At 69.1% G+C, this 14,101-nt stretch carries 9 protein-coding genes; 3 read left to right on the forward strand and 6 right to left on the reverse strand.

The window, feature by feature from the left end:
* Positions 1 to 9 precede the first annotated feature (9 nt).
* The 3 genes from ACQPYA_RS31285 to ACQPYA_RS31295 all read right to left on the reverse strand — a co-directional run bounded on the left by ACQPYA_RS31285 (position 10) and on the right by ACQPYA_RS31295 (position 5,114).
* Positions 10 to 1,518 (reverse strand): glycosyltransferase family 87 protein, encoded by a 1,509-nt coding sequence (locus ACQPYA_RS31285; RefSeq protein ID WP_433530562.1) that lies wholly within the window; start codon positions 1,516 to 1,518, stop codon positions 10 to 12.
* A 114-nt stretch (positions 1,519 to 1,632) separates the two neighbouring features.
* Complete coding sequence (locus tag ACQPYA_RS31290) at positions 1,633 to 4,452, reverse strand: transglycosylase domain-containing protein (RefSeq protein ID WP_433530563.1); 2,820 nt, start codon at positions 4,450 to 4,452, stop codon at positions 1,633 to 1,635.
* A gap of 197 nt (positions 4,453 to 4,649) precedes the next feature.
* A complete protein-coding gene (locus tag ACQPYA_RS31295) occupies positions 4,650 to 5,114 on the reverse strand; it encodes a DUF5318 domain-containing protein (RefSeq protein WP_433530564.1) in 465 nt (154 codons plus the stop codon).
* Between the two features lie 178 nt (positions 5,115 to 5,292).
* Between ACQPYA_RS31295 and ACQPYA_RS31300 the strand changes: the two genes are divergently transcribed.
* Positions 5,293 to 5,931 (forward strand): PadR family transcriptional regulator, encoded by a 639-nt coding sequence (locus tag ACQPYA_RS31300; RefSeq protein WP_433530565.1) that lies wholly within the window; start codon positions 5,293 to 5,295, stop codon positions 5,929 to 5,931.
* A gap of 23 nt (positions 5,932 to 5,954) precedes the next feature.
* Positions 5,955 to 7,034, forward strand: coding sequence for an inositol-3-phosphate synthase (locus ACQPYA_RS31305; protein ID WP_433533708.1), 1,080 nt, complete (start codon positions 5,955 to 5,957; stop codon positions 7,032 to 7,034).
* A gap of 208 nt (positions 7,035 to 7,242) precedes the next feature.
* On the opposite strand, the gene ACQPYA_RS31310 is transcribed toward ACQPYA_RS31305, so the two are convergent.
* From ACQPYA_RS31310 to ACQPYA_RS31320, 3 genes are all read right to left on the reverse strand, one after another.
* Positions 7,243 to 7,722, reverse strand: coding sequence for a methylated-DNA--[protein]-cysteine S-methyltransferase (locus ACQPYA_RS31310; protein ID WP_433530566.1), 480 nt, complete (start codon positions 7,720 to 7,722; stop codon positions 7,243 to 7,245).
* A gap of 199 nt (positions 7,723 to 7,921) precedes the next feature.
* The gene (locus ACQPYA_RS31315) at positions 7,922 to 10,123 is read right to left on the reverse strand and encodes a S8 family serine peptidase (RefSeq protein WP_433530567.1); all 2,202 of its coding nucleotides are present in this window, start codon (positions 10,121 to 10,123) and stop codon (positions 7,922 to 7,924) included.
* A 217-nt stretch (positions 10,124 to 10,340) separates the two neighbouring features.
* A complete protein-coding gene (locus ACQPYA_RS31320) occupies positions 10,341 to 11,801 on the reverse strand; it encodes a CCA tRNA nucleotidyltransferase (RefSeq protein WP_433530568.1) in 1,461 nt (486 codons plus the stop codon).
* Positions 11,802 to 11,926: 125 nt separating this feature from the next.
* Between ACQPYA_RS31320 and murJ the strand changes: the two genes are divergently transcribed.
* Positions 11,927 to 13,672 carry a murein biosynthesis integral membrane protein MurJ gene (murJ, locus tag ACQPYA_RS31325; protein ID WP_433530569.1) on the forward strand — a complete coding sequence of 582 codons (1,746 nt, stop codon included), beginning with the start codon at positions 11,927 to 11,929 and terminating at the stop codon, positions 13,670 to 13,672.
* Positions 13,673 to 14,101 lie beyond the last annotated feature (429 nt).

Raw genomic sequence — 14,101 nt, forward strand, 5'->3', positions numbered from 1 at the left:
TCCGCCGGATCACGTGACGGCAGGAACAGGGGCCGGGGAGGGGTCGGTGCCGCTCCGGCGCTGCCGTAGGCGGTCGAGCCAGGGCACGTCCGGGGCGCCGTCGAGCACGCCGCCGTCCGGGTCGTCCGGGTAGGTGCGGCGTACCGCGTCCCGCTCGGGGTGCAGGATCTCCCGCACGACCAGGACGACCAGCGCCACCACCGTGACCAGGCGCAGGCTCGCGGCCAGCACGAAGACGCCCTCCGGGAAGACGGGCCGGCCGGTCGACGCGCCGAGCAGTTCGCCGTAGAAGGCGACGAAGTAGCAGACCTCGGCCACCTGCCAGACCAGGAAGGCTCCCCACTTGGGCCGGGCGAGCACCACCAGCGGCAGCAGCCAGAGCACGAACTGCTGCGACCAGACCTTGCTGAAGATCAGGAACACGGCGACCACGAGGAAGGCGAGCTGACCGAGCCGGGGCCGGCGCGGTGCGAGCAACGCGAGCGCGCCGATGCCGAGGCAGGCCAGCCCGAAGAGCGCGTACGACAGGTAGTTGAGGGTGGGGATGTTGGCGTCGAGCCACTGGAACGGTCCCTGGCTGCCGGGGTCACCGAACTTGCCGTCCAGGTAACGCCCGATGTACCAGAAGGTCCCCCAGTCGATCGGCCGGTCGGTGTTCAGCTCGAAGAACCTGTTCCAGTTCTCCCGGTAGGGGATCGCCACCGGAAGGTTCACCGCCACCACCGCCACCACCGCGGTGCCGATCGCGGTCAGCGCGGCACGGAGGCGGCCGGCGCGCAATGCGAGCACCAGGATCGGCCCGAGGATGAACAGTGGCCACATCTTCGCCGCACCGGCGAGCCCGATCAGCACGCCGGCCAGCGCGGGACGGCTGCGGGCCCAGGCCAGCAAGCCGAGCGCGGCCAGCCCGATGGCGAGGAAGTCCCAGTTGACGGTGGCGGTGAGCAGCAACGCGGGGGCGAGCGCGAAGAGGGCGGCGTCCCAGGGCCGTCGGCGACGCAACGCCAGGAGCACCGCCACCGTGGCCACTGCCAGCGCACCGAGCACGAGTGCGTTGAGGTTGTAGAACCACTGCCCCTGGTTGATCGCGGGGTTACCCTCGCCGACCGCGTGTACCGGCAGCCCGAGCGCCCCCATGAAGTATCCGGTCAGCACCGGGTACTCGACGGGGTGGTCGCGGTACGGCACGGCGCCGTGGTTGAGGTTCTCGGCGTAGTAGAGCGCCAGCACGTCGGTGTAGCAGAACCGGGTGTACTGCTCGTTGTCCGCCCACGCGCCGTCCTGGCAGGGCGACTTCTGCACCCAGTGCAGGGCGAGCGTGAGGCAGGTCAGCGCCAGGACGATCCGGACGGCCGTCCAGAACCGACGCTCCCCGCCGCTTCGCCGGTCACGCGCCACCGCGTGGTCACCGAGTGGCCCGCCGATCAGCCCGGAGAGCCCCCGGACGAAGCCGTCGGAGCGGGACGGGTGGTCGGGGACACCGGGTTCATCGATGCCTGGCGTCGACTGGGTGCTCATGACCGTGCATCCTGCCGTATCAGTTGACCGCGTAGAAGTCGAAACTCGGCTGCTTCCCGGAATAACGCCGAGGGCGACCGGACAGCTCTCCGGTCGCCCTCGGCCTTCACGGGATCACTCCCGGTTCGTCGTTCTCGGTGGCAGCAGCCCGCCACCGCCACCGCCCTGTCCCGGATCACCGGGGAGGGGATCGGTCGGGGTGTTGCCCCCGCCGTTGTTACCTCCGCCGTTGTTACCCCGGCCGTTGCCGCGGTCACCGCCGTTGTTCCCGCCATTGATCACGCAGAAGATGTCCTGCGGCTCGCACTGGGGCTGGTCGGGCGTGGCCGGCGGGGCGGGCGGCACGCCGTTACCGGCTTCCTGGTCACCGATCCCGCTGATGTTCGGCAGCTCGGACGGGTCGTAGCCCTTGAGCGCCTCGTCCATGTACCGCTTCCACAGCTGCGCCGGCAAACTTCCACCGCCGATGTTGCTGTTGTTCCGGTCGACGATGGCCCGTTTCTTCGTATCGCGGCTACCGATCCACACCGCCGTGGCGACGTTCTTGTCGTAGCCGACCATCCAGGCGTCCTGGTTCTTGTCGGTGCCGTTGAGTTCCCAGGTACCGGTCTTGCCGGCCGCCTGCCGGCCGGCCAGGCTGGCGTTGTTCTTGCCTGGGATCTCCTTGAGCACCGCGGTCACCTCGTCGGCGACCTCTGGGCGGATCACCTGCTTCGGATCGAGCTTCTCACCCGTGCCGGCGACCTTGTCCCACTTGCCGGTGGACTTGTTCTGCCGCTCCACGGTACGCACGAAGTGCGCCTTGTTGTACCGACCGCTGTTGGCGAGCGTGGCCAGGCCGTTGGCATGGTCGAGCACGGTGATCGGGTACTGGCCGTAGGCGGCCACCCGGTCGAACTTGCTCGGCGCGAGATCCTTCGGCTTGTTCTTGATCAGGTCGTACGCCTTCACCGGTTCGACGGTCCACATGGTGCGCACGCCGGCCCGCCGGGCCATGTCGACCACCTTGTCGGTGCCAATCTCCTCGGCGATGTGGAAGAACGGCACGTTGTACGAGAGGATCGTCGACTCTTCGAGCGAACAGTAGTTGTTGCAGCGCCCCCGCAGGTCACGGCCGGCGTTGACGATTTCGTTCGCGAAGCCCTCCGGCTTGAACGGGGTCGCGTCCCAGTGCGACTTCACCGAGATGCCGGCGTCGATTGCCGCGGCGAGGGTGTAGACCTTGAACGACGATCCCGGCGGGTGTCCACCGACGAGGGCGCCATTGCTGTCGGTGTTGATGCCCGCGTAGTCGAAGTCCGCGCCGCTGTTACCGCCGTAGTAGGCCAGCACCCGACCGGTCTTCGCCTCGACGGAGACCACCGCCGGCATCAGGTTCTTCGGTTGGTCCGCCAGGAACGACCCCTTGCGGCCTACCTGAGCGATCTCCTCCAGCGCCTTCTGCATCTTGGGGTCGATGGTGGTGGTGATCCGGTAGCCGCCCTCACGCAGCTCGGTGACGCAGCTGGGCTTGTCCGCTGCGCCGGAGTTGGAGCAGAGGCCCCACTCCTCCATCTCCTTGCGGACGTAGTTGATCACGTTGCCGCGCGGGGAGGCGACGCCGAAGCCGTTGTCCTTCTTGGCCTTCTGGACCTTCGGGTACTCGGTGGGGCGCGGCTCCCGCCCCGGCGCGTCCAGCCAGCCCTCCTCGACCATGCCGCTGATCACGTATTCCCAACGGGACTTGGCGTCGGTCGGGTTGACCTCCGGGTCGTACCCCTGGTGGGTGTCGCTGGCGACCGGCTGCTTGATCAGGGCGGCGAGCACCGCGCCCTGCGCGACGGTGAGCTTGTTGGCCCTGACGCCGAAGTACGTCTGCGCCGCCGCCTCGACCCCGTACGCGCCCCGGCCGAAGTAGATCACGTTGAGGTAGTTCTCCATGATCTGGTTCTTGGTGAAGTTGTCGTTCAGCTTGGAGGCGAGGATCGCCTCCTTCACCTTCCGGGCGTAGCTGTCGTCCTGGAGGTTCTCGTAGGCGTTGCGGGCGTACTGCTGGGTGATGGTCGAGGCGCCCTGCTTGTCGCCGCCGGAGAGGTTGTTCCAGGCTGCCCGCGCGATGCCCTTGTAGTCCACGCCCGAGTGCCGGTAGAAGTTGCGGTCCTCGGCGGCGGCGACGGCGTCCTGCACATGCTGCGGGATGTCGTTGATGGTGACGAAGGTGCGGTTCTCGTTGCCGAGCTTGGCCACCAGGGTCTTGCCGTCCTTGGCGTAGACGGTGGTGGAGAGCGGCAGCGGGATTTCCTTGGGCAGCACCACGTTGGTCGAGTAGTAGGTGAACCCGACGACGCCGACGCCGGCCAGCATGATGAAGACCGCGAAGCCCGCGATGAACATGTTCATCCGCTTGCGCTTGCGGGACCGGGCCGCCGCGCCCGGGTCACGGCCGCCACGACCGGGACTGGTGGGGCCGCCCGGCCCGCCGGGACCACCTGGCCCGCCGACACTCGCCCGGGCCACCGCGGCCCGGCCGCCCACGGAGGCGGAGCCGACACTTGCCCGACCGCCCGCCGCGCCGACCGAGGCTCGGCCGGGAGCTGGCGAGACCGGCACGGACGCACGCCCGCCCTGGCCCGGGGCCGGCGAGACCGGCACCGAGGCCCGACCGGGAGCCGGGGAGACCGGCACCGAGGCGCGGCCGGGGCCGGCGCGGCCGACGGAGGCCGAGCCGGCGGCGGATCCGCCACGCGGCGGCACGCTCGCCGAGCCGCCGACCGAGGCCCGCCCGCCGACCGCGGCACGGGCCGACGGGCCGGCACCGTCCGGTCCGGCTGACCAGTTGACTCCGCGCGGATCACCACCCGGGCGGCGGTACCCGTCGTCCGCCTGCCCCGGGTCGTCCTGGCCCGGAATCCGGGCCCGGCCGCGCGAGGAGCTGGGATCACCGTACGAGTTCATTCCTCACACCCTGCCGTCGCGGTGGAGCACGGTCGCGCCGCCACCGGTTTGCCGTGAGTTTCGACACCAGCGAGCACGGCACGGGGGGTGCCGTGAAACCAGCGTCAGATCCGAATCATTCGGACTATTCAGACTTGCGAGCTGTCGGTCGCCCCGGCCGTTCACGTCGCGGCCGGGGCCGGCCGATCGAGCTCGATTCACCGTTGGGCCTCTCGCCTTCGCCGGGCACTCATCCCACCAGCAGCGGCCACGCCACTTTGCGTTTCGTGCTCCGGCGCGCTCTCCGCGCCACCGGTCAACCCGTCCCGCCCGAGCAGGTACTGCTCGACGAGATGGTTCCAGTTACAGCCGAGACACACCTCCACCACGAAAACCTGGAACTCACGCAGCGTCATCGCCAGCACGGACAACTCGGCCACCGTACGGGCCTGGCCGGCAGACTGCTTGAGCTCGTCCCCGTAAATGTAGTGGACGTGGGTCAGGTTCTCGCTCCGGCAAATCGGACACCGTTGGTCGGTGGGCTCGCCGTGGAATCGAGCGGCATTCTTCAGGTACGGAGACGCGTCACACAGGTCATAGGTGCCGACACGTCCGGCGAGGAGTTCGCGCAGCGCCACTCGCTTCCGGAGCGAGTAGTCGACGACCTGGCGCTGCGTACGCATGCGGCAAAGGGTACGCGGTCTCGTCTGGCGAGGCGACCACCGTGACGATCTGTGACCGAGGCACGCCGGAACACGGAGGGGTTTGCCGCGGCCGGAGGAAGACGCTACGGTGCGATGTATCGGTCCGATACATCGCGGCGGTTACCGCTCTGCGTACAGGGTAAAGGGAGGATGGCCGATGCTCGAACTCGCCATCCTCGGCCTGTTGCAGGAGGCCCCGATGCACGGCTACGAGCTGCGTAAGGAGCTCACCGCCAAGCTCGGGGCGATCCGGGCTGCGATCAGCTACGGCTCGCTCTACCCGACCCTGCGCCGGTTGCAGGCGGCGGGCTGGATCGCCGAGGCCGCCGAGACACCCGCGACCGCCGAGGAGATTCCCGCGCTGACCAGCCGGCGAGGACGGGTGGTCTACACCATCACCGCGGAGGGCAAGGAACGCTTCGCCCAGCTCATCGCACAGACCGGGCCGGAGACGTACGGCGACACCGGTTTCGGAGTGCACTTCGCGTTCTTTTCCCGCACCGACCAGGCGACCCGACTTCGGATCCTGGAAGGTCGCCGTCGCACGATCGAGGAACGTCGCGAGGGGCTTCGCGACATGCTGGGCCGGGCGGCCGAGCGCCTCGACGCGTACACGCTGGAGCTGCAGCGCCACGGCCTGGAGGCCTGTGAGCGTGAGGTCCGCTGGCTGGAGGAGCTCATCGCCAACGAGCGCTCCGGCCGTGCCCCGACGGTCCCGCACGACGGGACGGCCGGCGGCCGACGAGAAGACAACAGCCCGCCTCCACCTGGAGAGACCAGGAAAGAGCGGCCGTGACAAAGAAGAAGGAGGCATACGCGATGGGCTCCGTCCGCGTCGCCATCGTCGGTGTGGGTAACTGCGCCTCGTCCCTCGTGCAGGGCGTCGAGTACTACCGGAACGCCGACCCGAACGACCGCGTCCCGGGTCTCATGCACGTCACCTTCGGCGACTACCACGTCTCGGACGTGCAGTTCGTCGCGGCGTTCGACGTCGACGCCAAGAAGGTGGGCATGGACCTCGCGGAGGCGATCGTCGCCAGCGAGAACAACACCATCAAGCTCTGCGACGTACCGCCGACCGGTGTCAGCGTGCAGCGCGGTCCGACCTTCGACGGGCTCGGCCAGTACTACCGCGAGATCGTCGAGGAGTCGGACGCCGAGCCGGTCGACGTGGCCAGGGCGCTGCGTGACGCGCAGGTCGACGTCGTCGTCTCCTACCTGCCCGTGGGCTCGGAGCAGGCTGACAAGTTCTACGCCCAGGCCGCCATCGACGCCGGCTGCGCGTTCGTCAACGCCCTGCCGGTCTTCATCGCCTCCGACCCGGTCTGGGCGCAGAAGTTCACCGACGCCGGCCTGCCGATCGTCGGCGACGACATCAAGAGCCAGGTCGGCGCGACCATCGTGCACCGGGCCCTCGCCAAGCTCTTCGAGGACCGGGGCGTCGAGCTGCTGCGCACGTACCAGCTCAACTTCGGCGGCAACATGGACTTCATGAACATGCTGGAGCGCAACCGGCTGGTCTCGAAGAAGATCTCGAAGACCCAGTCGGTGACCTCCCAGGTGCCGCACGAGATGGCCAAGAGCGACGTGCACATCGGCCCCTCCGACCACGTGCCGTGGCTGGACGACCGCAAGTGGGCGTACATCCGCCTGGAGGGCCGCTCGTTCGGCGACACCCCGCTCAACGCCGAACTCAAGCTCGAAGTGTGGGACTCTCCCAACTCGGCCGGCGTCATCATCGACGCGGTCCGGGCCGCGAAGATCGCCCTGGACCGCAAGATCGGCGGCCCGATCCTGTCGGCCTCGTCGTACTTCATGAAGTCCCCGCCGGTCCAGTACGCCGACCACGACGCACACGCCGCCGTCGAGGCGTTCATCGCCGGCGAGGTCGAGCGCTGACCCGCTGACCACCAGCACCGCCGAGGGCCGGGTCCACACGGACCCGGCCCTCGCGTCGTCCTCCATCGAACGACCGACGCAGTTTCGGGGAAGTTGCCGTGTCAGCCGGTCCGTGAGGCAGCAACTTCCCCGAAACTGCGTGGACGACCCGGAAGGCTGGGGCGATGGCGGCGACCCGGCCGAGACCAGTCGCCTCGCCGCAAGCTGGTCAGGACCAGGCGCGTCGCAGGGCGACCGCGGCCTCCAACTCAAGAAGCTTCACCTTGCGGTCCAGGCCGCCGCCGAAACCGACCAGCTTGCCGCCGGCCCCGATGATGCGGTGGCACGGCACGATGACCGGGATCGGGTTGCGGTTGCACGCCACCCCGACCGCGCGGGCCGCGCCCGGATCGCCCACCCGCCGGGCCACCTCGCCGTAGGTCAAGGTCTCGCCGTACGGGATGCGGGTCATCTCCCGCCACACCGCCCGCTCGAACTCCGAGCCACGCGGCACCGTGACCGGCACGGCGAACTCGGTCAACTCCCCGGCGAAGTACGCCCGCAGCTCCGCCACGGCCCGCCGGGAGGTCTCGTCGGCAGGCTCGGTCGACCCGTTCCCGACCGGGCCGAAGTGCGTCCCACACACACTGCCGGCATCGGTGGCCACGGAGAACTCCCCGATCGGTGAGTCGAGCACCGTCCAACGCATTTCACTATTGTCGCCCGGGGCCACGACAGGCCGGCGGCGGCCCACGTGCTCGATCAATCCTGGATCAGGTGGCCCCGCAGGCCGCACAGAGCCATTCGACACCGGACCAAGCACGATCTTGCCGAACGGGCGACGCCCGCCGGAGCGTCCCGACAATGCGGGGGCTCCGGCGGGCGCCGGGTAGGTCCGTGCTGAGTTGTCAGGCGGCAGACACGGTGAACTTCTCGCCCTTGCCCAGGCCCAACTCGGGGGCCGTCCACCTGATGTTCTTGTTCGAGATGAGCTTGCTGGTGCCGGACGCCCCGGCGGAGACCGCCTGGTTGTCGCTGGCCCGAAGGAAGATCGTGCCATCGGCGTTGTAGTCAACGAAGTCGAAGGTCTCCCAGAGACCGAGACTCTTGCTGCTGGCGATCAGCGGCTTGGTGCCCTTGCTCGCCGCGATCACGTACCGGCCGTTGGAAAGCGCCTTCAGGCCGAAGAAGCCGTCGCCCCGGTTGACGATCTGGAACTTCGCCGCCGTGGTGACCGTCTTGCTGCTGGCGACCAGCGGCTTGGTGCTGCTGGCAGCCACGACGTACTTGTTGTTTGCCTTCGACCGGATGCTGATCACCGGTGCCGGAGCATCGATGGTGAACTTCTCGTTGGTGCCGATGGTGGTCTTGCTCGCCTTCAGCGTCGACTTGCCGGTCGTCGACGCCGTGACGTACTTACCGTTGATCTTGGCCTTGAGGCTGACCCGCCCGTCGGTGTGGTTCACGATCGTGAACTTGGCCGACGTGACAATCGTCTTGTGGCTGGCGATCAGTGGCTTGGTGCCCTTGCTCGGTGCCACCACGTACCGGCCGGTGCTCTTGGAACGCAGCGCGACCAGGCCGCTGCCAGCGTTGACGATGTCGAACCGCTGCGCGGTACCCAGGCTCGTACCGTTGTTGACCAGCGCTTTCTTGGTGCTGGCGGCGGTGATGAACCTGCCGTTGGAGCTGGCTTTGAAGCCGTATGAGCTGCGAGCGGGAGTCACCGAACCGACCGTCAACAGTCGGTCGATCGAGCCCTTCGGGTCGTAGACCGCGCCGGCGACGCCGGTGGTGACGATCCGGTCGCGGACCTGCTTCGGCGTCCAGGACGGGTTGCTGTGCAGCAGCAGAGCCGCAGCCCCAGCGACGTGCGGAGCGGCCATCGAGGTGCCGCTGAACCCCACGCTGCCGGTGTTGTTGTCGTGCCGCGCCGAGACGATGCTCACCCCGGGGGCGAACACGTCGAGGCACTTTCCGTAGTTGGAGAACCAGGCGCGCATGTCGACCCGGTCCGTCGCACCCACGGTGATCGCGTCCGGCACCCGTGCTGGCGACGCCTTGCAGGCGTCCATCAGGCTGTTGCCGGCGGCGATGGCGTAGGTGATGCCGGATTTGATGGACCGCTTGACCGCCTCGTCCAGTGACGGGATGGCCTTCACGTCACCCAGGCTCATGTTGACCACGGCCGGCTTCTTGGCGTTCTTGGTCACCCAGTCGACGCCGGCGATGACCTGTTCGGTAGTGCCGCTGCCGTCGCAGTCGAGCACCCGAACGCCGACCAGCTTGACCCCCTTGGCCACGCCGTACTTGGCGCCGCCGACGGTGCCGGCCACGTGCGTGCCGTGGCCGTGGCAGTCCCCGCTGGCGGCGGTGGCCTGGATGGCGCCAGGATCGCTGGGCTCAGTGGGATCGGGGTCGACCGTCGGATCCGGCGTCGGATCCACCGTGGGGTCCGGCGTCGGTGACACGGTCGGGGTGGGCGACGCAGTGGGGGTGGGCGACGCAGTCGGGGTGGGGGTGGGGGTGGGGTTCGGCGCGGGGTTGATGGCGTCGTAACCGATGCTGGCCCGACCACCGAAGTCCTGGTGCGCTGTGTTGATGCCGGTGTCCAGGATGTAGGCGGTGACCTTGCTGCCGGTGTTCGGATACTTGTAGCTACCGTTCAGCTTCGCGGATGCCTGGTCGATCCGGTCGAGCCCCCAGGACGGCGGGCTGCTCTGGGTGCCATTGACCGAGACCCGCCGGACCTGCTCGACATAGGCCACCGCCGGGTTCGACGCCAACTTCTCGGCCTGACGCTGGCTCATGGCGGCCGAGTAGCCGTTGAGCGCGTTGCCGAACACCTTTTCGACCGAACCGCCGTTCACTCTGGCCAGCGCCGCAGCGACGGTCCGGATCTTGCTCTGGCTGGCACCCTGGTCCTTGAGGACGACGATGTAGCGGTCCGGCACGGTGTCGGAGGCGTCGGTGCCACGCACCTTGGCGCGCGGCTCGTCGGCCGGAGCGGCCGTCACAGCCGCGCCGGTGGCAACCGTGAAGATGGACGAGACGGTGGCGAGGGCGAGCCCCGCCGCCGCCGAGCGGCGCAGTACGCCACGGCGTTTCACTAGATGATCTCCCCGTTTGTTCGTCGACTGTGCCCTGTGGCCGGTCGGACGGATGGTGGGACGCCCCGCTCTGGCGAAGATTCGACTGCGAGCGAAGGAACGCACCGACATTCTGAACGACGGGTGAAGCGACCCGCGTCAACCTTTCGGTCGAGACGCTAGCGTTTCGTCGTAGCGGCCTCAGTGGAGCCGGGGCTGCTGGCGCGCCGGCGCTCGATCAGTCGCGCAGGCCCTCGTCGCGCGCCCAGCGCAGCAGTTCGGCCTCGGCGGTGTCGCGGTCCAGCGGCCCGCGCTCCAGCCGTAGGTCCTTCAGGTGCTTCCAGGCCCGTCCCACGATCGGCCCCGGCGGTACGCCGAGCAGCTCCATGATCGCGTTGCCGTCGAGATCGGGCCGGACCCGGGCCAGGTCCTCCTCGGCGGCGATCCGGGCGATCCGCTCCTCCAGGGCGTCGTAGTCGGCCGCCAGCTGGGCCGCCTTGCGCCGGTTACGGGTGGTGCAGTCCGACCGGGTCAGCTTGTGCAGCCGGGGCAGCAGGTCGCCGGCGTCCGTCACGTACCGGCGCACCGCCGAGTCGGTCCACTCGCCCCGGCCGTACCCGTAGAAGCGCAGGTGCAACGCGACCAGCGTGGTGACCTTGGCGATCACGTCCTTCGGGTACCGCAGCGCCTTCATCCGCGCCTTGGTCAGCCGGGCGCCGACCACCTCGTGGTGGTGGAAGCTGACCCGCCCGTCCGGGCCGGTCGCCTTGGTGGCCGGCTTACCGATGTCGTGCATCAGGGCGGCCATCCGGAGGATGAAGTCCGGCCCGTCCTCCTCGTAGGAGATCGCGTTGCGTACCACCGTAAGGGTGTGCTCGTAGACGTCCTTGTGCTGGGCGTGCTCGTCGATCTCCAGCTTGAGCCCGGTGAGCTCGGGCAGGAAGCGTTCGGCCAGACCGGTGTCGACCAGCAGCCGGAGGCCGGTGATCGGGTCGGCGCCGGTGAGCAGCTTGGTGAACTCGTCGCGGATCCGCTCGGCGGTGATCCGGTCCAGATCGGCCGCCATCCGGGACATCGCCGTGTGCACGTCCGGATGCACCGCGAAACGCAGCTGCGCGGCGAAGCGGGCGGCCCGCAGCATCCGCAGCGGATCGTCGCCGAACGACTCGGCCGGCGTGCCCGGGGTGCGCACCATCTTCGCGGCCAGGTCGGACAGGCCGCCGTACGGGTCGGTGAACCGGTGCTCGGGCAGGCTCACCGCCATCGCGTTGATCGTGAAGTCCCGCCGCCGCAGGTCCTCGGTCAGGCTGGTGCCGTACTCGACCACCGGGTTGCGGGTGACCTGGTCGTACGACTCCGCGCGGAAGGTGGTGATCTCCAGCCGCAGCCCGTCGCGCTGGCAGCCGATGGTGCCGAACTCCCGGCCGGTCTCCCAGATCGCCTCGGCCCAGCCGCGCACGATGTCCAGCGTCTGGTCGGGATGCGCATCGGTGCAGAAGTCGAGGTCCTCGCCGAGCCGGCCGAGCAGGGCGTCGCGTACCGAACCGCCCACCAGGTGCAGTTCGTGACCGGCGGCGGCGAACCGGCGGCCCAGCTCGTCGGCGACCGGGGAGACCCGGAGCAGTTCGGCGACGGCGTTGCGTTGCGCGGCGGTGAGTTCGCGGCGTTCGGTGGCATGGGATGCGGCGGCTTCGGACATGGGATCAGCAGCCTATCGGTCCTGAACGGCATCTCCTCCGCCGGGCGCGGGTATCGGGTCGAGGTTGACTAAGGTCTGTGGCGTGCGGGCCGTTGCCGGCTCCGGCGTACCCCTTGGAGGCACAGATGAGCGGCGGGCTCTACCGCAGCGCGAACGCCCAGCCGGGCGGCGTGCCCGGCGGCGGGCTGGACGACGGCGCCACGTTCATCTCCGCCGAACCGCTGAACCAGCCGGCCGCCGAGTCGGTCGCGCCGCCTCCGGAGCAGGTCGCCGAGAGCAGCGTCGCCGCCAACAGCGCGATCATGGCGGTCGGCAGCCTGGTCAGTCGGGGTACGGGCTTCCTCCGCAACCTCATGATCGGCGCGGCCCTCGGCAACCTGATCGGCAACGTCTTCACCACCGCCATGTTCCTGCCCCAGCAGGTGTACGAGTTCCTGCTCGGCGGCATCCTGACGAGCGTGCTCATCCCGGTGCTGGTCCGCCGGAGCAAGCTGGACTCGGACCGGGGCCAGGCGTACGCGCAGCGGCTGTTGACCCTGGCGGTGGTCGCGCTCGCCGTGACTGTGCTGATCGCGGTGAGCGGGGCATCGGTGCTCACCAGCCTCTACGCCAGCGGCAAGGACCCCGAGTACACCGGCCTGGTCACCCGGCTGTCGTACCTGATGCTGCCGATGCTCTTCTTCACCGGCATCAGCGCGCTGATCGCGGCGATCCTGAACACCCGGGGCCATTTCGCGGCACCGATGTGGGCGCCCATCCTGAACAATCTGGTCGCCATCGCCACCTTCGGCACGTACATCGTCATCTTCGGCGCCCAGGCCCGGCAGCCCGCCGACGTGGGGCTGAACCAGGTCCTCCTGATCGGTGGGGGGACGCTGCTCGGCGTGGCGGTGCAGGCCGCCGGCCTGCTCCCGGCGCTGCGCAAGGTCGGCTTTCGGTGGAAGCTGCGGTTCGATTTCCGGGAACTCGGGCTACGCGAGTTGGCTCGGCTCGGCGGCTGGATGTTCTGCTACGTGGCGGTCAACCAGCTCGGCCTCTTCGTGGTGGTCAACCTCCTCACCCGCGCGGCGGGCGAGCAGAACGCCGGCCTGCTGATCTACAACAACGTCTTCCTGCTGCTGATGATGGCGCACGGCATCATCGCCGTCTCGATCATCACGGCGCTGATGCCCCGGATGAGCGCCGCCGCGGCCGACGGTCGATTCCGCGACTTCACCAGCGACCTGAGCCGCGGTACCCGGACGGTCAGCGCAGTGCTCGCACCGATCGCGGTCTGCTACGCCGTGCTGGCCGCACCGATCTCGGTGGTGGTCTTCCGCTACGGCGCCTTCACCGCGGACAACGCGCTGGCCACGTCGACCGTGCTGGTGGTCGCCGCGATCGGGCTGGTCCCGTTCGCGATCAGCCAGCTGTTCACCTTCGCCTTCTACGCGCTGCCCGACACCCGCACCCCGGCTCTGATCAACATTCCGGTGGTGGCCCTCCGGGTCGGCGTACAGGTCGCGCTCTTCCTGGCCTTCTCGGCGAGCTTCGCCGGTGCCGGGATGATGGTCGGCAACACCGTCTCGTACCTGGCCGCGGCCATCGCCTCCGCCTGGTTGCTGCGGCCCCGCGTCGGCCGGATCGGGCTGGGCGCGATCCTGCGTACCCTGGGCCGGGTGGCGGTTGCCGCGCTCGGCGCGGCGCTGGTCGGCCTGCTGGTGGTCGCCCTGCTTCCGGGCGGTGACACGCCGACGCGGGCGCAGGCGATCCTGCAGCTGGTGGTGGGCGGCGCGGTGATCGGCGGCACGTACCTCGGCCTGGCCACCGTGCTGCGGATCTCCGAGATCACCGAGGTGATCGGCATGGTGCGCCGTCGACTCGGCCGCTGATCATCGATGACGGCAAGGGTGCACCCAAAGTGACCGAGGATCACCAGGTTGGGGATTCGCCTGTGGATAACTGCGCGCGTCGCCGCTCACCTGCCGGACCGGCCTGTGGATAACCAACCGGAAGGCCGAGTATGGTCAGCCGATCGACGGGAACACCGCCGACGTCCCACCCGGTCGTCACAGCCTGCTCCGCCCCGGCGGGCGCTGGTTGTGGGCAGCCTCTAGATTGGCTAGTACATGTGCCAGCAACATGGCCGACAACGGTCGTAACCGGACGAGTCCGTCCGACGGCGGACTCCTTCGCCGGTCACGGCGGGAAGATGACATGTCGGGGAGACGGCCAACCCAGGTAAGGTCGCTCTCGAGGGGTACGGCAGGAACCGGCGCCTCGTCGGGGCCGGTCGACCGGTGCCAGACGAAGGCGGAGCG

The organism is Micromonospora sp. CA-263727 (assembly GCF_050942455.1).
Lineage (GTDB): Bacteria > Actinomycetota > Actinomycetes > Mycobacteriales > Micromonosporaceae > Micromonospora.